Raw genomic sequence first — 20,132 nt, 5'->3', positions numbered from 1 at the left:
TCAATGGGAGGACCTCCTCGTCCTGCGGTCCCGCAGCGTGGTCCACGCTGATCGGCAGTGCGCTACCACGTTCGGCGATAAACCGAGGCCGTCGATCAGCACATGACGATCCACCACGTCGAGCGCCTTGTCGATCTTGTTGGCTTTCAGCAGCAGATCGACTTCCTGGGCAAGGCTGGCGCGCGCACATGCCGGTGGCGGGATGGGCAGTTGCTCGGCCTCGGCGGGTTCCAGCTCCAAGAGGCCGCCTCCGTAACTGCGGCCCATCACTTCAGCGAACGCGAAAGTCGCGCTGTTGTGGAATACGGTAGCAAGCGCGATCGGGTCTATTTGGGTGTTTCGGTTGGGCGCAATTTTTACTCGGTGGACCGTGTCAGTGCTGGTAGCGGCCGCGGCATTGACGGTTAGGCGCGGCGCCCGATGAATTTGGCGCAGCATGAACAGGTCGGGTATCCACGGCGACGGCGTGCTCCACCACGGTTTGCGGAGAGAACACTTGTAGCCCTGGTGGACCCCGGCGGACTCACCCGCGTTGATGTGTGCGAGCAGCGATGGGTCGGTGGGGGTGTGTGGAGCGTTAAGGAGCCAGGTGCGGTGCTCGGTGGCGACATCGCTTGCTCGGCAATCCATGTCGTAAACGACGCCACCAAGCTGGGCGCTGCGCGATACCAACGGGACGCAGTGCGCCGTCAGCCCCAATTCCCGTGCCTGGGCGTCGGTGAAAGTAAAGAAGCTGTTGCGGCCGGTCACGATGCCTACATCCACGGCGGCCAGCTGGCCGAGCCGGGTCATGGTGTGTGACTCTCGCAGTGTTCGTAGCAGATGAATCTGAGCGGGGTCGAGAAAGTACTTAGTCCACTTCTCCTTGTCGTGCAGCAGCGCCGGAGCGGATTCGACGTCGAGTTCGGCACCGGGCAGATCGTCCGCGCTGTTGAGGTGGACCGTGCGGATCCGCGCCGGGCCTGCCCCGACGACACCGCAAAACAACACGACATTCTGCAGGACGCCGTCGAACACCAATCGTTCGAAAGTCACCAGGGTGATTTCTTGGAAGCGGCTTATCAGATAGCCGCGCAGCTGCGCGGCATATGTGACTTGGAGCAGTTCGGCCGGCAGCACCAGGCCAACCCGGCCGCCGTCGCGTACCAGAGTTGTCGCCGCCACGACGAACGGGACCCATGCATTGGTCAACTTGGTGGGGCGTAATCCCTGCTGTCTCATCAGGTCCAAGGCGGGTGCTCGCTGATCCGATGCCCAGTTCCCGAACCGGATGTAGGGAGGGTTGCCGGCTACACCATCCCAGCTCGCGGTCTGGGTCTTACTTAGCCAGTCGAAGAGACTCTCCGCATCGACCGGTGCGAACTCGCGCGATTTCGCGGCCTCCTGCGTGACGAGTTCCACCCCGTGTGCGTGGGTGCCGATTGCGGCCAGTTCCCTAAGGATCCGGCCGTCGCCGCAGGACGGCTCTAGGATCTTTTCTCCGGCCGACCGAACCCAACCGGCCAGAAAGCGGGCAACGGGCACCGGGGTGTAATAGCCGCCACGAATTTTGTCAGGTGACGCGGCGGTCTTACCCGCGAACGTCTTGGGGCCACGTAGCTTCGGTGAGCGTGGTCTCATTTGTTGATCAACAAGTCCGCCACGTGTACTGGGTCGCGTGGCTTGGCCGGCTCTTCGGCGTAGCCGATCGCAATGGCTCCCAGGGGCTCCCAATCGGTCGGCAGCTCTAGCTCTTCGCGGACCAGGTCGGCGGCGAAGATCGTCGAGCCTATCCAACAGCTGCCCACACCGCGCACTGCCAGCGCAACGAGTAAAGCTTGCACGGCTGCTCCAACCGCAACGGTGAACATGGTGTGCTCGGCGTTTGTGCGGGCGGCATCGGAGTAGGTGTGTGCGCCGTCTGGGGCCAACACTGGGATGACGACTTCGGGTGCTTCGTAGAGGATCTGGCCGCGAGCCACTCGACGTTCGATGGATTCGGCTGATTTGCCGTCGCCGGCGAGATCGGAACGCCACTTGTCTTTCATTCGGTCCAGCAGCCGGGTGCGAGTGGTGGGGGTTTGCAACCACACAAAGCGGACCGGCTGCGTGTGATGCGGAGCAGGAGCGGTGAGCGCCTCAGCGACCGCGGCCCTAAGGAGGTCGGACGGTACTGGCTCTTGGCTGAACCGGCGCACCGACCTTCGCAACAGTTGGGCCTGGCGGCGACCGAGGTCGAGGGCCTCTGTTGTGCCAAGCCAGAACAGGTCTTCTTTGCCTGGCCGCAATAGTTGCCGGGCGGTGGAGCCATCGTCGTCGGACATCGATTTGCAGAGCCCGCGCACCACGGCCACCGGCATCGCTGTCAGCTTTCCTTTGACGAGATCGGCCGCCGCAGCGAGCTCGTCTGCAATCGCGATTTCGGTGACGACCAATTCGTTGCCGTATTGGTCTACCGCCCCGGAATAGTTGTGCAGTACATGCAGACCGGCGGCACCAACAGCGGCATCGGTCTGCCCATTTCGCCAGGCCCGCCCCATGGTGTCGGTGATGACCACGCCAACGGTGACGCCGAGCTGCTCCCGAAGTCCGGTGCGCAGCGCTGCAGCACTTGCGTCGGGATCGAGGGGGAGCAGTGCCAGTTCGGTCCGCCCAACATTGGAGCCGTCCACTCCGGCAGCTGCTTGAACCAGTCCGAGCCGGTTTTCGGTTATCAATGTTCGGCCCTTGCGCGCCAGCACCCGCACAGCCTCGTCATCTACCAATTTGCGGCGCAACTGATCTCTTTGCTCAGGATCTTCCGGTGCTCGGACGAGGCGGCCTTCGCATTTGGAAAAAACCTTGCTGGTAGCGACCACGACATCGCCGTCACGCAGCCAGGGGGCCGCCTCGGCGAGTGCAACACTTAGTTCGTCGCCGGGCCGGAACTCGGGAAGGCCGGTAACGGGCAGGATTTCGATTGCTGAGGCGGCGCCATGCTCAGCGACCGGCGATCCGGGTCTGCGGGTCCTGCGGTCGTTCACGCCGGCACACCCGCAAGATCCAGACCGGCCCGAACCATCTCGGCGGTTGCCTGCGGTTCGCTCATTATCAGCGGTCTCGACTGCACTGTGATCCCATCAACCTCAGCGTGATCGCCCTCATGCACCAGCCAGTAGTCCAGTATGCCGGTGGTGCGGCGCGCGCCGTAGTGGCGAGCTACTGCTTCTGCGGTGGAATCCACGCCGATCACGGCAAGACATGCATCGGCCATGCCACGCAACGGCTTTCCGCCGATGATGGGTGAATAGCCGACAATCGGGGCGCTGGCTGCGCGAAGCGCTCCGCGAATGCCGGGGACGGCGAGGATGGCCCCAATGCTGACTATCGGGTTGGACGGCGCCAGAATAATAATATCGGCGTCGGTGATTGCTTCTACTACTTCGGTTGTAGCGCTGGCTTTTTCGGCACCGACATAGACGAAGCTGTGAGTCGGTACCTGAGTACGATGGCGTACCCACCATTCCTGGAAATGGATCGCTCGTCGAGCGTCGTCGACTGGATCGGTAATCACCACGTGGGTTTCGCAGCGGTCGTCGCTGACGGGTAGCAGCCGCGCACCTGGTTGCCAGCGGTCGCACAGGGCCGCGGTGATCTGCGACAGTGGATAGCCGGCCCGCAGCATCTGGGTGCGTACCAAATGAGTAGCCAGATCCCGGTCGCCGAGTTCGAACCAGTCCGGCTGCACACCATAGCGTGCGAGTTCCTCTTTGGCGTGCCAGGTTTCGTCGCGGTGGCCCCACCCGCGTTGCGGGTCGACCCCGCCGCCCAGGGTGTACATGCAGGTGTCCAAATCAGGGGTGACACGCAGCCCGTGAATCCAGGCATCGTCGCCAATGTTGACTATTGCGGTGAGTTCGTGATTCGAGTGGCTTTCGTCTGCACCAAACTGCCCCAGGCCGAGTAGTCGCTGGGCCCCGAGTAGAAAGCGGGCGCCGCCGACTCCGCCGACCAGAACGGTGACCTTCACATCGCAGGACAGTACAGCGCGGCAGTTGTGGGGTAGGCCTCGGTGGCGCGCATGGGTGTTCGTCACAGAAATGGATTACGCCCAACGACTGGCCGCGGGCTGGCGAAAGTCTTGGGTCAACACGTCGCGATGAGTCGCATGTGACACGCCAGTATCCAACTGCAACAGAAACGCCGGAATTTGATCACAAGATGGTATTGAAATGCGCCAAGATGCTTGACCAGGGTGCGCGACCCGTGTCTAATCACATCAGTGTCATTTCCCGGTTGGTCGCCGGTTCCGGTACCGCAGGCCGAGATTCGATCACCTGTTCGAATTGCGTGGAACGTACATCAAAACAGTGGGAAACCATTCACTATCTAGATAGTAGTAGATGAGGAGGCGGAGGCATGTCCTATGAGCACCTTCGGGGCGTAATGGGAGGCGCACCGCACATCGCTGCCGAGGCGGCAATATTGCCGGAAGTGGCAACCGAGCGTCCGCATTTGAGTTTGGTTTCCGATGCGTACCTCGCAATCGAACCCGAACCGTTGGCGGAAACCGCTGACCAGTGGCAGGACCGCGCGCTGTGTGCGCAAACGGACCCCGAGGCGTTCTTTCCGGAAAAGGGCGGCTCCACCCGGGAGGCGAAGAAGATTTGCCTGGGGTGCGAGGTGCGGCACGAGTGCCTGGAGTACGCCTTGGCCAACGACGAACGCTTCGGCATCTGGGGCGGCCTTTCGGAACGCGAGCGTCGCCGTCTTAAGCGCGGCATTATCTGACTGACTCGGCGCGGCTAGATACGCTAGTCATCAAGTGTCGGGTCGATAACCGAAGGCTCGACGTCGAGAAACGTGGCCACCTGGGCCACCAGGATTTCGTGCAATAGCTCGCCAAGTTCGACGGTGTCTTTTGCCCGTCGCTCTATTGGCTTCCGAAACAAAACAATTCGCGCTCGTGTCGCACTTCCTCGGACGTCGACGCCAGCGGGGATCAAACGGGCGAGCGCGATCGGTCCGTCGGCGATAACCTCGGGCGGCCACTGCACGCTCTCGGGATCCTTGGCGGCGATGCGAGGGATCTCATCGACCGCGATGTCCAGTTCGGACACCCGCTCTTGCCAGCGCCGCTCAATTGGTTCGTATGCTTCCAGCACCGCCATGTCGAACCGCTCGGTCCGGCTGCGCCACCCGGGCACTGTCGGAGGCAGCAGCGGACCGCGCATTCCGCGGCCCCGGCGCGTTGCCCGGCGCCCCCCCAGCGGACCGTTCCCGGGGAAGTTGTGGGAATCGCTCACGTGCCGATGGTAACGGTTGGACATCCCGACTTGATTGGTTGCGCGTGTCCGGCGCTTCGGCGGCGTTCCGCGCGATAGCCTTTCGAGCGTGAACGTACCGCGTCGCTGTTGCCGGCCCGGGTGTCCGCACTATGCCGTGGCGACGTTGACCTTCGTCTACTCGGACTCGACGGCGGTCGTCGGGCCGCTGGCTATTGCGCGGGAACCGCATTCGTGGGATTTGTGTGTCGGCCATGCCGGCCGTATCACCGCGCCGCGCGGATGGGAACTCGTGCGTTACGCCGGGCCGCTACCTAGCCACCCCGATGAGGACGACTTGGTCGCTCTGGCGGACGCGGTCCGCGAGGGCAGTCCAGGTGCGCCGGACGTGTCTTGTGCGGCCGCGACCGGCGCCGTGCTGAATGGCTTCCCACAGCAGGTAGGCGGTGCTCCCGCGGATTCGGGCAGCTACAACTCCGGGGCCCATGCCACCGCGCCCAGCGGTGACCTGCTTGCGCCGCCCGATCATCGCTCCGGGCGTCGGCGCGGACATCTGCGGGTGCTGCCCGATCCCGCCGACTAACGCCGCGCCCTCGGTCTGAGGGTCGTCGACGACCGTTGCGGAGCGCAGCTTCGTGGGACCGATAGGCTTGTGGCTAGAGAGTAGAAAAACAATCTAGGTCGTCAGGAGCGCCCGCATGTCTTGGCCCGCCGCGGCCGTCCGCCGTGTCATCAAGGCTTACGACGTACGCGGTCTGGTCGGCGAGGAGATCGACGAGTCGTTGGCAGCCGACCTCGGCGCTGCTTTCGCTAGGCTGATGCGTGCTGAGGGTGCCCGGCAGTTGGTGATCGGCCGCGACATGCGGGACAGTTCGCCGTCGCTGGCCGCCGCTTTTGCGAACGGGGCAGCCAGCCAAGGGCTCGACGTGACGCGAATCGGCTTATCGTCCACCGACCAGCTGTACTTCGCCTCGGGCCTGTTGGATTGCCCCGGCGCGATGTTCACTGCAAGTCATAATCCGGCCGCATACAACGGAATCAAGTTGTGCCGCGCGGGCGCTAAGCCGGTGGGCGCGGAAACCGGGTTGATAGCCATCCGCGACGACCTGATCGAAGGAGTCGGGTCTTCCTCCCGATATGAGGGTCAGTCGGGGACGGTGACAGATCGGGATGTGCTGGGTGATTACGGGGAGTTCCTGAGATCGCTGGTGGACACAAACGAGTTGCGTCCGTTGCGAGTGGCGGTGGACGCCGGCAACGGCATGGCAGGCCACACCGCGCCGGCAGTGCTCGGCGTGATTGACTCGATTACCTTGTTGCCCTTGTACTTCGAGCTCGACGGATCATTTCCCAATCATGAGGCGAATCCGCTTGACCCGGCGAACCTCGTGGACCTGCAGGCTTACGTCCGTGAGACGGGTGCCGATATCGGGCTGGCTTTTGACGGGGATGCCGACCGGTGTTTTGTGATCGACGAGCGTGGCTTGCTGGTCTCGCCGTCGACAGTGACTGCGTTGGTGGCCGCCCGGGAACTCAAACGCGAGATCGGTGCTGCTGTGATCCACAACGTGATTACTTCCCGCGCGGTACCGGAGCTGGTCACCGAGCGTGGCGGCACCCCGCTGCGCTCGCGGGTCGGACACTCCTATATCAAGGCGCTGATGGCCGAAACCGGGGCGATTTTCGGTGGTGAGCATTCGGCCCACTACTACTTTCGCGACTTCTGGGGCGCCGATTCTGGAATGCTGGCGGCACTGTATGTATTGGCCGCACTTGGGGAGCAGAGCAGGCCGCTGTCTGAGTTGACGGTCGACTATCAGCGCTATGAATCGTCTGGCGAGATCAACTTCACCGTCGCCGACGCTTCGCGTTGCGTGGAAGCTGTGCTGACGTCGTTCGGTGGGCGGGTTCGTTCCATTGATCACCTGGACGGGGTAACCGTGGATTTGGGTGACGACAGTTGGTTCAACCTGCGCAGCTCCAACACCGAGCCGCTGCTGCGGCTTAATGTGGAAGCACGCAGTGCCGAGGAGGTCGATGCGGTCGTCGCTCAGGTTAGTGCTCAAATCGCAGCCCACACTGACGGTCAGGACGAACGGTTCGCGGCGCGGGAGGAGACGGGACCGTGAAGGCGACACAGGCGGTCGATCTCGAAGACAGCGACGGCTTGATTGTTGCCGATAGGGACGGCCTGCTTCGTGCCGCGTCGACTGCTGGTGCACAGGTGCGCGCTGTTGCGGCGGGCCGGGACGAGGGTGAGCTAGATGCGCTGAGCGGCGTTGGTCGCCCGCGAACAGTGACCTGGGTGGCAGGCCGGGGAACAGCCGAGACTGCCGGGGTCATGCTGGCCGCGACGTTGGGGTCGGCGGCCTCGACGCCGATAGCTGTCGCCAGTGATGTGCCTCCATGGGTTGGGCCGCTGGACGTGCTGATCGTCGCTGGCGACGACCCCGGAGATCCCACTCTGGTCAGCGCTGCCGCGACTGGAGTGCGCCGGGGCGCCCGAGTTGTTGTGGTGGCACCGTTTGAGGGTCCGCTGCGCGATTCCACGGCAGGGCGGGTGGCGGTGATGGCGCCCAGGCTGCTCGTCCCCGACGAGTTCGGATTGTGCCGGTACCTGGCTGCGGGTCTGGCCACTTTGCAAGCCGTAGACCCCAGGTTGAGCATCGACCTTGAGTCGCTTGCCGACGAGTTGGACGCCGAGGTGTTGCATAACAGTGCTGGTCGCGAGGTGTTTACCAATCCCGCCAAGACACTAGCTTCGCGGGTGTCCGGTAGCCGCCTTGTTCTGGCTGGTGATAATGCCGCGACGCTGGCGCTGGCCCGACATGGTAGTTCGGTGCTGCTGCGGGTCGCGCAACGAGTGGCCGCCGCCACCGGGTTGGTGGATGCCATTGTGGCCCTGCGTACCAGGCTGCCGGGTGGCCCACACAATGCCGGCTACGCCTCCTCTTCGGAGGACGCTCTCTTCCACGACGAGGAAATCGATGGACCGCTGCCCGAGCGGCTTCGGGTATTGGCGCTGGCACTGGCCGGTGACCGGACGGTGGTGGCCGCCCGGATCGCCGGGCTGGACGACGCTAGCTTGGTCGCAGCCGACGCGCCGAAGGCGCTCGACTCGCGCGGGGGCTTGACTGGGTCGGTCGGATTAATGACCTCCACCGGCGTCCAACGCGCTGAGTTGCAGCTGGCAGTATTGGCCGTTCGGCTGGAGATGGCTGCGGTGTATTTGCGACTAATGCGGGGATAGACAGACGGTGGAACTGCTCAGCGGAGCGCTACGCACGTACGCTTGGGGATCGCGCACCGCAATCGCCGAGTTCACCGGGAGGCCAGTGCCGGCCGCGCACCCTGAGGCCGAACTTTGGTTCGGAGCGCATCCGGGCGACCCGGCCTGGCTGGAAACGACGACTGGGAAGATCTCGCTGCTCGAGGCGCTGGTCGCTGATCCGGATGGCCAGCTCGGCTCCGGTTCTCGAGCGCGGTTCGGTGACGTGTTGCCGTTCCTGGTTAAGGTGCTAGCAGCCGACGAGCCGCTGTCGCTGCAGGCTCATCCGAGCGCCGCGCAGGCGGTCGAGGGTTATCTACGTGAAGAACGCTTGGGAATTCCGGTGTCTTCTCAGGTCCGCAACTACCGCGACACGAGCCACAAACCTGAGCTGTTGGTGGCGCTGCAGCCATTCGAAGCGCTGGCCGGATTTCGTCAGGCAGCCCGCACCGCCGAGCTGTTGCAGGCGTTGGCGGTCTCTGACCTCGACCCGTTCATCGACTTGCTGAGTGACCAGTCCGATGCCGACGGTCTGCGCGCTCTGTTCACGACGTGGATCACCGCGCCCCAGCCCGACATTGATGTGCTCGTGCCCGCAGTCCTAGACGGCGCCATCCAGTATGTCAGCTCCGGCGCAACGGAATTTGCGGCCGAAGCCAAAACCGTGCTGGAGCTTGGCGAACGTTATCCCGGCGACGCGGGTGTGCTCGCCGCGTTGTTACTAAATCGCATCAGCCTCGCGCCCGGCGAGGCGATATTCCTACCGGCCGGAAACTTGCATACGTATCTACGTGGCTTCGCCTTAGAGGTAATGGCCAACTCTGACAACGTGTTACGTGGTGGGCTTACCCCGAAACACGTCGATGTACCCGAGTTGTTGCGAGTGTTGGACTTCACTCCGACTGCGGAGGCGGCACTGCGCCCGCCGGTCCGCCGGGACGGGCTGGGGCTGGTTTATGAGACCCCCACCGACGAGTTTGCGGTCGCGTTGTTGGTGCTTGATGGTGATCGCCTTGGTCACGAGGTGGACGCGTCGCCGGGCTCTGGTCTGTGTCAGGGCCCGCAGATCTTGTTATGCACCGAAGGTTCGACGACAGTGCATGGCAAGTCCGGGTCGCTCACGCTGGAACGTGGTGCGGCTGCCTGGGTGGCGGCTGACGACGGTCCGATACGGCTGGTCGCGCGGCGGCCGGCCAAGTTGTTCAGGGCTACTGTCGGGCTATAGCGGTTCGTCGATCGCGCTGGTGGTTGCGCAGCTCTTTCAGCCAGAGCCGCAGATTGTGAGCGATGGCGCGACTGATCATCGGGGCCGACGGCGCTAGGTAGAGGCTGTCGAGAAGCGAGAAGCGGCGCAGAAGCCACTCGGCGAGAGCGGGATCGGTCTCGGCGGCTCCGAGGAACTGATCGAACAGCCGCCCAACCGCCTGATACCAACGGGGCAGCGGATCAGCACCAGCATGGTGGAAACTGATGTCGCCAATGGCGTTCATCGTCCACACGGGGTAGGTGGACTTGGCCGTGGCCCGGTTGAGGTTGGTGGCTAGTTTGCTACTGGATGATTTCAGAGTCCGCTGCAAGTGGCCGGCCTGCAAGTCCGAACTCATCTACGGGCCGAGACAAACCGACCCGTGGAAAACCATCGCCGATGTCGAGTTGGTCACGCTCGGGTGGATACACTGGCACAACACCAGCTGACTGCACAGTTGCCTCGGCGACCTACCATCTGCAGAGTTCGACTCCACGTTCTACGCTCCAAAACGGACCGGCCAACCCCTGGTCGAAATTCAATAGCACGAGCCTCCACCAGAACCAGGGCAGTTCACCTCGATGATCTGGAGGGAAGCCACATCTCGCTTTCCCCAGAAGCATCCCCGGATTCAGCACGTCCAACCCGAGGCGACAAGACCCGTGACCTGAAATTGGCCTTGGCGGGTCAACGCGCCCCAAACGCGTAATAATTCAGGTGGCCGTTTAACCTGACTTTTATCAGGCTAGTGCGCACGTAGGTCGTGGGTCTTGGCGAGGATTTCGGCGAGGTCGGGTGGTGGGGGTTCGGCGGCAGTCAGGGTGTGGTTGCCGGCTTGGATGGTGACGGTGCGGTAGCGGCGCGCGGTGCGCACGAATTTCTTTATGCTCCAACCAGTCTGGTGCTCGATCCAATGCGAGACGGCCGTCGCAGCGAAGACGACGCTGAGGTGGGCCTCGATGGAGTCGCGGGTGCGGTGATAAATCGGGCGGGCTTGCAGGTCGTGCTTAGACATCCGAAAGGCCTTCTCAATGCGCCACAACTGGTGGTAGGCATCGATGACGAACGACGCAGGCTGGTTGACCAGGTTTGTGGTGTAACCCTTCCAGCCGGCCAGGGCGCGGGTCTTGGTCTCCAACTGCCTGTTCACGGTCCTAGTGGCACCGGTGAGCTGGATGTAGCGGTTGCGTTTGACCGGGGCGTGACCGTCGACGGCTCGTTGGGCCTTGGCGATCTGTTCGTCGATTCCGCGTAGCGCGCGCCGGGCCCGGTCGTGGCGGTACTGGTAGTGGATCACCCGATCGGGGACACCGCGGGCCTTCTCGCCGCTGGTCGATGGCCACGGTTGCGTGAGTATCAGGCCGTCGGGGATCGCCTCATCGGGGTGTTTGTCGCACCACTCGCGCACCACATCAGGCAGCAACGGAATCCTCGCGCCGAGAATGTAGGACAGCCCTGCGGCTTGCAGGGCGATCTGGTTGGCTTCCGAGATCATCCCGGCATCGGCAACGACGGTGACCTCGGAGAGCTGGTGGGCGGTCTTGAACGCGTTGATGACCGGCACCATGGTCGCGGTCTCTGCCTTATTGCCTTCGAAGGCCGCGACCGTCAGCGGGAACCCAGCAGCATCAGTCAACAACCCCAGCGTGATCTGCGGGTCCAGCCGTCTTTCCTTGGAGAATCCGGGCTCACGGAAGCCGTCACCGGCATCGGTCTCGAAGTGAAGCGTCGACACGTCGTAGAGCACCAGGCTGGCTGGACCCAGCTGCGCATGCATCGCACACGCGGTCGACAGTGCCTGCCGGAAAGCGGGTTTGGCGAATACTGGCAGGCGACGATTCAAAGTCGGGTAGGACACCGGCGCCACGCCAGTCTCGTCGATGACCCGCAGTGAGTCGGCCTTGCTGGTCGGTTCGATGATCCGCGCCAGCACCAGCTGGCGAAACGCCTCATCCTCATCGGCGGCCGTGGCGATGCTGGCGCTCACCGAAAGTGACCAGAGTTGCTCATTGAAAATGACCACCCTGGCGGTGTGTTCAGGGTAGCGCTATGTGATCACCTCCGGGGTGTGGACGTGGGCGGCGTCGGCGGGGATGACGACGGCGATGACGGCGAGTTCGTGTCGGCAGTTCGGGCATCGGGTCGTTCCGTTGGCGGCACCAACGGCGGCGCCGACGTCGTTGGCGACGGCGACGGGGGCTGTATCAGGGCGCTTTTCGACAGTTTTTCTGTTGCGTTGTTGTGTTTGCCAGGCGGCTTTGCGGCAGCGGGGCGAGCAGTAGCGTCGGTTGGGGTTGCGAGTCGTGACGGTGATCGCTTGTCCACACGTGTGGCAGGTGGTGTCGGTGTTCATGGCTGGTCCGTGGGGTGTAACGCACGCCGTAGGGAGTCGCTGCGTTGTTGATGGGCCCGCATCCGATAGGACGGCCCGTCGATAGAGACCACAACTCCGGTGTGGAGCAGACGATCAAGGATTGCCGCGGCCAGCATCGGGTCCCCGAGGCGTTCGCCCCATCCGGCAATCCCGGTGTGGGTGGTGATGATCGTCGAGGATTTCAGGTAGCGCCGTGTGATCACCTCGAATAGGGCGGTGTTGGCTTCAGGGTCGGGATGGGTTCGTGCGTAGGCGAATTCGTCGATCACCAACAATTTCGGCCCGGTCAAAAACCGCATACAGCTATCCCAGCGGCCTTCGGTGGCGGCTTTGCGGCAGCGGTGGGCCAGATCGTCGGCGGTGGTGAAGTACACCCGGTGCCCGGCTTCGGCAGCTGCGCGGGCCAACCCGATCGCCAGCATCGTTTTTCCGGTGCCCGGCGGGCCAACGAACATGACGTTGCCGGCATCATCGAGGAACCGCAGCGACGCCAACTCGGTGATGAGTTTGGCATCGACGCCGGGTTGTGCGGTGAAGTCGAACTGCTCCAAGCGTGCGTGGGTGGGCAGACACGCAAACCGCAGCCGAGTGGCAAGCCGACGCTGTGTGGTGGCGGTGACTTCGATCCCCAGCAGTTCTTCGAGGACATCGACGGTGGTGTGCTCGCCAGTGCGGGCGGCATCAAGCACACCGGAGAGAGCTTCACCGGCAGCGGCCAGCTTCAAGAAACTCAGGTGAGCGCGTAGCCGCTGGTAGGTAGCGGCTTGGCTGGTAGGACTGCTGGTCATCGAGCCGCCCCCTGTTCGTGGTCCCCGGAACCCAGCAGGCGGGCTGCTGCAGCGTAGCGGGCGAAATCAGCCACCACCTGCTCACCGGGGCTGTGTTGCTGGTTGGCGTGGCGAAGACGTTGCGCTTCAGCGAGGGCTTCTGCGGTTGGTGGGCGGCGGTGTTTGCCGCTGCACTGGGGTTTATCGGCGAAGTTGGCTAGCACCACTTTGCGCATCGCGTCCACATGGGATGGGTCGCAGACGACCGTACCGGCCCCATCGGGTGCGCGGCGATGAGCGGCCAGCACCACCCCGGTCTCGGTAACGATCTGTAGGTCCAGCCCACCAAGACGGTGGCGTATCAGCACCCGGTGGCCGGTATGGCCAGGCGGCACCGAATAGATGTTGCCACGAAACGCTATCCGCGCCTGATTACTCACCGTACGTATCACCTGCAGGTCGGCGGAATAAGCAGACGGGACCGGGCGTAGCGCCTCAGCGTCGGCCAGCGCCCCCACTGTGGTGGCGATACCGCCGACCACACGTTTACGCCCATCTAGGCGTCGGCAGAGCCGATCAAGCCTGTCTTGGGCTTGAGCTTGGGTCACGTCGTCACCGAGGGTGCGCCACCAGCGTCCGGTGATTACCCCGACCGCTTTTTCGGCCGCTCCTTTGCGCCAGGCGTGATAGGACGGGCACAGGTCGATACCCACCTGGTAGTGGCGCGCGATCGGCCCGAACGACACTTGTAGGCGCCCTGTTTTCGGTTGGGCCACCGTCGACATCCGGTCAAACCGCCACCGGCGTGTGAGCCCACCAAGCCGGTGCGCAACCGCGTCCAGGCCTTCGATCAGGTGGGGTTGATCGGTAGATTCGGCCAGCCACCCACGCCAACGTGACGAGTGCGCCAACACCCCAACCAGCACATAGGCTTTATCACCCCAACCCCAACCTGTCGGTGGATCAGGAAGTTCGAGCCAATCCCACTGCGTTTCCTGCCCGGGCGGGTGCTCAATAACGGCCCGATCAGCGGTTCGGGACTGCTTGCAGGTCTCACAGACCGGGCGAAGGTTTCGTTGGCGGATCGCGCGGGTAAACGACGAATACGAACCGCCATAGCCCAGTGCGGTGACTTCGTCGAACAGTGTGGTGGCCCACAGGTGCGGGTCAGCGGCCAACCGTAACCGGCAATACTGCGCGTATTCGGCGAACCGATCCGGCCCCGACGGGGCTCGTACCCCCGGTGATTGTTTGCTAGACAGGTAACGGCGCACCGTTACCCGTGTCACTCCAAGGTGGCGGGCGATCGCACTGATCGTCCATCCCTGACTGCGTAATGCTTCTATCTCCACGACTGACTCCCATGCGAGCATCGAGGCACGGCCCCTTCCTATGGCTTCTGGTACTTAGACACCCAGAGCCTGGAAGGGGCCCACCTATAACCGGCAGACTTCAAATAGCGAGTCGCCTACAGGTGGTCACTTTCGATGAGCAGGAGTGGTCACTTTCAAATGAGCGGCAGCAGCGAACCCGAGATGCGCATAGGCAGCGCACAGTGCCTCCCACAGCAGCACCGATTTCGAGGACGTGATCGGCAACGGCTCCGAGGCTGAGCGTTCGGCCAGGCCCAGGTCGAGTTGAGTCTGCCCGGCGGCCAACCGCTGAGCAGCGGCGGCTTTCAGAGCGGCGACCCCGGCCTCGTCGTGTACCGAACCCAGGTGCTCGATCTTGCGTGACCCCCGTCGCGAGGACCACACGACCTGCACCGCCGTCGCCCCCGAGGACGTCTTCACGGTGCGCACATAGGCCACGCCGGCACCCTACGGGTCGCCGGCTAGTGCACAAATCCGCACCAGGAATCCAGCGAATGCACAGGTCACAGACCTGCATAATCAGCGGACCACCGACGGTGATAAAAGTCAGGTTTAAGCCGCTGCTATTTACGTGAAAGGCGGCGCGTAATGTTTCAAGATCCGCATCAACGGCAACAGTTTCTAACGCAAAATAGTCGGGATGCGGAGTAGATCATCGGGATATGCGCGACATCTTTTCATCATCGGGGCTTATTCAAAGTTGTTTATACGCTATTCCTAGAATTCACCTCTAGCCTGCTATCTTGTCTACTCTAAAGCCGGGTCCAACGACCCTGTTTCCCCCAGTTCCTGAATAAGTATCTGTATTCATATACGATGCATTTTTGCGATAGTTATATCCCGAATTGTACGGCTTGCTGATGCTCGGTGTGCCGCATTTGCGTTGATGCTAAATCGAGGTAGTCCAAGGCCTTACTGGTAGCACTGATGGTTTTTTCATTAGCGAGCATCAGATACGCTAGACGATTTTGGGCAGCTGCTGAAGATTGCCCTTGGGACATATCCGCCAGAGAGCTTTGCGCGCTACGGATCTCACCTAATATTGATTCTGAACGTGAGACCGATTTCCGCATGCCATTCTCCGCATTGGAAATTCCCTGATAATCATAGGTCATCATATTTCCGTCAGGCTGACCACCAGCACCCAACCCCACCGTATCTGAAGCACGCGGGCTCTCTATTTGTATGGTTCCAATAGAGTTTCCGTGCTGATCCACTATATTTACCGTCCCTGGTGACAGTTGATCCACAGCTTTCCCACCAGAACCGGCAGGCCTGTCAGCGGCGGTTTCGTCACTGCTGGCAGAGTGTGTGTCCCCACCAGAACCCGAGGCGGTGACAGGAATTTTAACTTCGGTTTCACCACTATTGGCAGATTGTGTGCCACCACCGGAACCGGCAGGCCTGTCAGCGGCGGTTTCGTCACTGCTGGCAGAGTGTGTGTCCCCACCAGAACCCGAAGCGGTGACAGGCATTTTAACTTCGGTTTCACCACTGCTGGCAGATTGTGTGCCACCACCGGAACCGGCAGGCCTGTCAGCGGCGGTTTCGTCACTGCTGGCAGAGTGTGTGTCCCCACCGGAACCCGAGGCGGTGACAGGCATTTTAACTTCGGTTTCACCACTATTGGCAGATTGTGTGCCACCACCGGAACCGGGCGTGGCGGGCGGCTTTTTAGTGGAAGCCCCGCTATCAGGAGAACCTCCAAAAAAATAGCGGCCAATCGCCTCTCCGGCCATTTGACCGCCGATCATGCCCACCATGCTGCCGACCATGGAACCAGTGGAACCGCCGATCTCATTTCCGATGGCGCCGCCAGCCATACTGCCGGCCATCCCGCCGACCATGCCAGGGACCATACCGCCCATACCGCCGATACCCTGAAAAAAGCTGCCACCACCGTCAAGAGTGTCGCGGGCTGCCTGATCGGCAAGACCACCGCCCGTACCGTCGAGACTCTGAAAAAAGCTGCCCTTACCGGACGGGCCGTGAGAAGAGCCGCTGGCATCGCTTATCGCACCACTAGTGGCCCTGGCTACATCCCCGTCATGTGTCGCCATGCCCGCCTCGTCCTACCACCGTCGATCATGATTCAGAACGTTTATCCTGATGAATCCAGCACGGGTAACCGTTAACCGACGATTTCTGTCCACGCCCCTCATAGTCGTTGAAGGGATGACGGACTTATAAATACTCCATCGGGATGTTGAACCGAGGCTCGATGGCGTGATCATCAACGCGGCTCCTCGCCGGAAAACGTTGTGCTGGTGGTAAGCGATTAGGTCGGGGCTGGATCAGGCGGAATCCAGGGTGTTGCGGTAATCGCCTGATACAGCACATCGTAGGGGTTGTGTCCGTGTTTGGCTGCGGTGGACAGGTAACCACGGATACGGTAACGCTCGCGAGTGCGGGCCAGACTGGTTAACCGGCCCGAAATCTTCTGCTGGATTTTGGCCGGGCGTAGGTCACGCTCAGCCTGATTCGACGTCGGCGGCACTCCAAGATGGTGGGCAAACCGCAGCACATCAACCTCGCGGTCACGCAAAACTTCCAGCAGCAGCCGCGCCTTACGCACCCCAGGCCGGTGTCGGCCACCACGGTTGGCTTTCGTGGTGGTGTGGTGAAGACCCATGTGCACACCATCACGAAACACTGTCACCCACCTGTCGCGGACCGCAGCATCAATACTTTCCGCACCGGCGGTGCGAGCCAATTTCGCCTGATGAACCAACGCTTGCAGCGCCCAACCGATCTGTGACGGCCACTTCTGCGCGGGGTAAACCTCGCCAACCCCAGCAAGATCCCGCAACAAATGGGCGATACACAACTGGTGGGTATGCAACCCCAAGACCGAGGAGTCATAGTTTGCATACCGGTCATGGACCATGACCGTGTTCACGCCCAGATCGGGAATCACCGTATGCGTAAACGTGTCCAGGTCACGATCCCCCACCACATAGCTGGTGTATTTCTCCGTTGCCGCCACCAGAAGATACTTCTGCGCTTTTTTACGCCCCGGCGCCGGTTGAGCTGGGCCGACCCGGATCGGGGTCTCATCAACACACACCGCATCGGCGTGGGTGATCAACGCGCGGATACGCGCCTCAGCGCCCTCCAGACCAGCAGCGATGCGCGCCAACAGCCCGTGGATGAACCCCACACTCGGGGACCTACCGGTAAGCGCCGCCAACACCGCTGCAACACGGCTAACCGGAAGATGCTGATAAACCAGCAGATAGCCGGCCAAGGTTTGCAGGTTCGGCCCATAACCCACCAGCCCACCCCCAGGCCCCTCGGGCCGGGCGGCGATGTGCACCCTCCCGCAGCCACAACACACCCGATGCTGGTCGTATTGGGTGATCGCCACCGTAACCCGGGGAATATCATGCTGCTGATAGGAATCGGTGATTCCCACATCCATCGCCTCACCCAGGTCACGACCGCAGCCACACACCCCGGTCGGGAACCGATCCACGAACCGGTCAGGTTTATCGGTCCAGCCCAAATGTTTACCCGCAGCACCAGGCTGTTTGCCGCGATGCCGCTTCCAGATCAGCGGCGGTGTGGGTTTGACTGGCGGTGTGCGGCCAACCATGTCATCACTCGACGGCGGCAGCGACGAATTCCCACTGTTCCGCGAAAATAGATACTTGTACCGGGCCAACCGGGCAGACAGGTCCTCATGAGCCGCAGTCAACTCCACATTCGTGGAGACCAGCTGCGCATTCGTGGCGACCAGAGCCGCATTTGTGGTCGCCAAATCGGTGTTGCGCGCAGTCACCGCATCGAGCTTTGCCCCCAGATGCGCGTTACTAGCAGCCAAGTCCGTATTGCGGGCGGTCAGGTCATCAATCCGCGCAGACAACGCAACAATGTGCTGAGCTTGTTCGCGAACGCGGACACATAACTCTGGGCGGGTCAACTGCTCAAGCAGTCCACGGTCACCACGAGTGGGTGGCGTCGACACCACAGACGCGCCCACCATACCCTGCAGCGTAACCACAGACGCCCGCCCACCGCCAACCCAACCAGACTGCGAGAAACCCCTGAAAACCCCACAACAAGATGCCCGCATAGAATCGACACCCCACCACCGGCAGACAGCGAAAAACAAACCCTTTTCCGGATTTAAGAAGAAAAACCGCCACGCCACAGCTGAATGTTTACCCAAACGCTACTGCAATCAAGGGTTTCCGACCCCTGCGTCGGGGTATACACAACACGACTTGATAATCGCGAGTAACACCCGTTCACGCCGGTTACGGTCCTCTCGGTTTTGACTTTGTCATCGACGATGATCCGGCAGGTGATTGAATTTCCTTCGCCTTGGGCGAGGATGGCCTGCGTTGCAGACGGTGCGATGTTTTCTAGCTTGAGTTTCCAGGGCAGGACCGCGTTGTCGTTACGCTGCGGCTGCGCGTCGCAGGATGTGTTCGAAACCAAGTTTTTTGATGGGTGCTACGTGGCGAAGAATCGTTGAGCGAGGTCGCCCTCGAAGCCTCTGAATTCGGTATTCGCTAGGTCGAGGTAGCCCAGAGTACGTAAGGTCACATCGATAATGCGGCGGTTTGTTTGTGTTAGTTGGGTCAGTAGCGCTTGAGAAGCGGCCCTAGTCTGCCCTTCCGCGCTTTCGGCCAGGGCATTTTGAGCTTGGCCGATCTGATCCAATGCCGACTCGGACCGAGAAACAACTTGCCGCATATTACTGACGGTCTCAGAAATTCCCTCATAGTCACGGACTACTACATTGGCGGCCTGCCGCGGTTCCGCGAACAAGGGCGAACTCTCCGCGGAGGCGCCGGGGCTTGGTGCCTGCTGCAGGCCTCGCGCAGCTTGTCCACCGTTTGGGGGATCATCCGTTTGATGTGCAAACAGTGTAGGCAAGCTCCGGGATTTTTCTGCACCACCTTCATCGAACGACTGCCCGATTCGCGGACCAGCCCCTAGTCCACGAGGTAACGTCGCGCTATCAGTAAAGTTGGTTCCCCGCGCCTCGTTACCCCCAAGCTGGGGTTCCGCCGCTCGCGCAGAGCCGCCCTGCATACGACGCAGCTGCCGGTATGTCTGTCCCTTTTGCATTAAATCACTGTATTGTCGAGTCAGCTCGCGATTAGCATTTCGATACTCTGTAGCTTGTCTTCGGAATGCTTCCTCTACTCGACGATATTGGCTAGCATTATTGGGAAATCTTTCCTTAAGTTCACGATACCGTTCTGCTGAAGCTAAGCTATGATACGACGCATCAAGATTGTCTCCTATCCGTTTACTAAGGCTTTGAGTCATCGCGGAATAATCTGGGGTTGCTTGTCCGTTTTCGGCGACTTCCCCCAACTCATGACTAATTCCAGCATTACTACTTTCGCTGCGGAATGGCGAACCCATATCCGGGCGCCGAGGAGGAGGAAGCGGCGGCGGGCTTTCCATCGGCGCTGGCCCGGAACCGCCGCCCGGTAGTGCCTCATAAATACTTTCGCTGTCGCCGCCTTGATAAGTAAGACCTTGATAAGTAGGTTCCCCATCGAGGGTACGAGGAACCAAAGGCGCGTAGTGGCTTTTCTGGGGAGCCGTGTAGTTGGTTACCTGGAGATAATCGGTTGCCTGGGAATCGTTGGCGCCAGCGGCAGCGGGCGGCCCTAGACCCTCGTTCATATAATAGTCTTCACCCGAGGTGGCAGGCGCGCCTAGGCCCGCGTTTGCGGCGGCAGGCGGCACAGGATCGCTCTGGTCATCCCTGCCAGGACTTGGCAGCGGATCGCGCGACGCCCCGCCGTCAAATCCGGGAGGGGATGGTGATCCGCTGGAGTCGTTATTCGAACCAGCACCGGGAGTGGTCATGTGATCGGCTCCAAAATCCGTAGCAC

15 protein-coding genes and 5 pseudogenes are annotated in these 20,132 nt (G+C 61.8%); 6 read left to right on the top strand and 14 right to left on the bottom strand.

Annotation, left to right across the window (positions count from 1 at the left end):
- Genes ACO07W_RS06145 through cofD form a run of 3 tightly spaced genes read right to left on the bottom strand, consistent with a single transcriptional unit; the run spans position 1 to position 3,988 of the window.
- Complete coding sequence (locus tag ACO07W_RS06145) at positions 1-1,620, bottom strand: Eco57I restriction-modification methylase domain-containing protein (RefSeq protein WP_421841658.1); 1,620 nt, start codon at positions 1,618-1,620, stop codon at positions 1-3.
- Positions 1,617-3,002, bottom strand: coding sequence for a coenzyme F420-0:L-glutamate ligase (locus ACO07W_RS06140; RefSeq protein ID WP_421841656.1), 1,386 nt, complete (start codon positions 3,000-3,002; stop codon positions 1,617-1,619). Before ACO07W_RS06140 ends, ACO07W_RS06145 begins: the two co-directional genes overlap by 4 nt.
- A complete protein-coding gene (gene cofD, locus ACO07W_RS06135) occupies positions 2,999-3,988 on the bottom strand; it encodes a 2-phospho-L-lactate transferase (RefSeq protein WP_421841654.1) in 990 nt (329 codons plus the stop codon). The genes ACO07W_RS06140 and cofD overlap by 4 nt, the downstream gene beginning before the upstream one ends.
- 416 nt (positions 3,989-4,404) lie before the next feature.
- Between cofD and ACO07W_RS06130 the strand changes: the two genes are divergently transcribed.
- Entirely contained in the window at positions 4,405-4,749 is a 345-nt protein-coding gene (locus ACO07W_RS06130; protein WP_421845834.1) for a WhiB family transcriptional regulator, read from the top strand.
- A 23-nt stretch (positions 4,750-4,772) separates the two neighbouring features.
- Here the strand turns inward: ACO07W_RS06130 and ACO07W_RS06125 are convergent, their stop codons facing one another.
- Entirely contained in the window at positions 4,773-5,192 is a 420-nt protein-coding gene (locus tag ACO07W_RS06125; RefSeq protein WP_421845833.1) for a metallopeptidase family protein, read from the bottom strand.
- A gap of 160 nt (positions 5,193-5,352) precedes the next feature.
- Between ACO07W_RS06125 and ACO07W_RS06120 the strand changes: the two genes are divergently transcribed.
- From ACO07W_RS06120 to manA, 4 genes are all read left to right on the top strand, one after another.
- Entirely contained in the window at positions 5,353-5,826 is a 474-nt protein-coding gene (locus ACO07W_RS06120; RefSeq protein WP_421841652.1) for a DUF3499 domain-containing protein, read from the top strand.
- Positions 5,827-5,941: 115 nt separating this feature from the next.
- The gene (locus tag ACO07W_RS06115; RefSeq protein WP_421841650.1) at positions 5,942-7,372 is read left to right on the top strand and encodes a phosphomannomutase/phosphoglucomutase; all 1,431 of its coding nucleotides are present in this window, start codon (positions 5,942-5,944) and stop codon (positions 7,370-7,372) included.
- Positions 7,369-8,493 (top strand): TobH protein, encoded by a 1,125-nt coding sequence (locus ACO07W_RS06110; protein ID WP_421841648.1) that lies wholly within the window; start codon positions 7,369-7,371, stop codon positions 8,491-8,493. The genes ACO07W_RS06115 and ACO07W_RS06110 overlap by 4 nt, the downstream gene beginning before the upstream one ends.
- Before the next feature lie 7 nt (positions 8,494-8,500).
- Positions 8,501-9,736, top strand: coding sequence for a mannose-6-phosphate isomerase, class I (manA, locus tag ACO07W_RS06105; protein WP_421841646.1), 1,236 nt, complete (start codon positions 8,501-8,503; stop codon positions 9,734-9,736).
- Here manA and ACO07W_RS06100 read toward each other — a convergent pair.
- A pseudogene (locus ACO07W_RS06100) lies at positions 9,720-10,109 on the bottom strand (oxidoreductase); the annotation flags it as partial. The gene manA and the pseudogene ACO07W_RS06100 overlap by 17 nt on opposite strands.
- Here ACO07W_RS06100 and ACO07W_RS06095 point away from each other — a divergent pair.
- Positions 10,102-10,302, top strand: a pseudogene (locus tag ACO07W_RS06095) (IS3 family transposase); the annotation flags it as partial. The pseudogenes ACO07W_RS06100 and ACO07W_RS06095 overlap by 8 nt on opposite strands.
- A gap of 200 nt (positions 10,303-10,502) precedes the next feature.
- On the opposite strand, the pseudogene ACO07W_RS06090 reads toward ACO07W_RS06095, so the two are convergent.
- The 9 genes and pseudogenes from ACO07W_RS06090 to ACO07W_RS06050 form a co-directional block, all read right to left on the bottom strand.
- Positions 10,503-11,723: pseudogene (locus ACO07W_RS06090) on the bottom strand (IS1634 family transposase); the annotation flags it as partial.
- A gap of 81 nt (positions 11,724-11,804) precedes the next feature.
- The gene (locus tag ACO07W_RS06085) at positions 11,805-12,110 is read right to left on the bottom strand and encodes a hypothetical protein (protein WP_421841644.1); all 306 of its coding nucleotides are present in this window, start codon (positions 12,108-12,110) and stop codon (positions 11,805-11,807) included.
- A complete protein-coding gene (istB, locus tag ACO07W_RS06080) occupies positions 12,107-12,919 on the bottom strand; it encodes an IS21-like element helper ATPase IstB (RefSeq protein WP_421841642.1) in 813 nt (270 codons plus the stop codon). Before istB ends, ACO07W_RS06085 begins: the two co-directional genes overlap by 4 nt.
- Positions 12,916-14,250: a Mu transposase domain-containing protein gene (locus ACO07W_RS06075; protein WP_421841640.1), complete on the bottom strand. Its 1,335-nt coding sequence runs from the start codon at positions 14,248-14,250 to the stop codon at positions 12,916-12,918. The genes istB and ACO07W_RS06075 overlap by 4 nt, the downstream gene beginning before the upstream one ends.
- 165 nt (positions 14,251-14,415) lie before the next feature.
- Positions 14,416-14,709: pseudogene (locus ACO07W_RS06070) on the bottom strand (IS1634 family transposase); the annotation flags it as partial.
- Positions 14,710-15,104: 395 nt separating this feature from the next.
- Positions 15,105-16,331, bottom strand: coding sequence for a hypothetical protein (locus ACO07W_RS06065; RefSeq protein WP_421841638.1), 1,227 nt, complete (start codon positions 16,329-16,331; stop codon positions 15,105-15,107).
- Positions 16,332-16,549: 218 nt separating this feature from the next.
- Entirely contained in the window at positions 16,550-18,256 is a 1,707-nt protein-coding gene (tnpC, locus tag ACO07W_RS06060; RefSeq protein ID WP_421841636.1) for an IS66 family transposase, read from the bottom strand.
- A gap of 263 nt (positions 18,257-18,519) precedes the next feature.
- A pseudogene (locus tag ACO07W_RS06055) lies at positions 18,520-18,693 on the bottom strand (MmpS family transport accessory protein); the annotation flags it as partial.
- A 36-nt stretch (positions 18,694-18,729) separates the two neighbouring features.
- A complete protein-coding gene (locus tag ACO07W_RS06050) occupies positions 18,730-20,106 on the bottom strand; it encodes a WXG100 family type VII secretion target (protein ID WP_421841634.1) in 1,377 nt (458 codons plus the stop codon).
- Positions 20,107-20,132: the final 26 nt, after the last annotated feature.

This window comes from Mycobacterium sp. (assembly GCF_965230835.1).
GTDB lineage: Bacteria > Actinomycetota > Actinomycetes > Mycobacteriales > Mycobacteriaceae > Mycobacterium.
The sequence above is the reverse complement of the archived record's forward strand: the minus strand, read 5'-3'. Positions and strand labels throughout refer to the sequence as shown.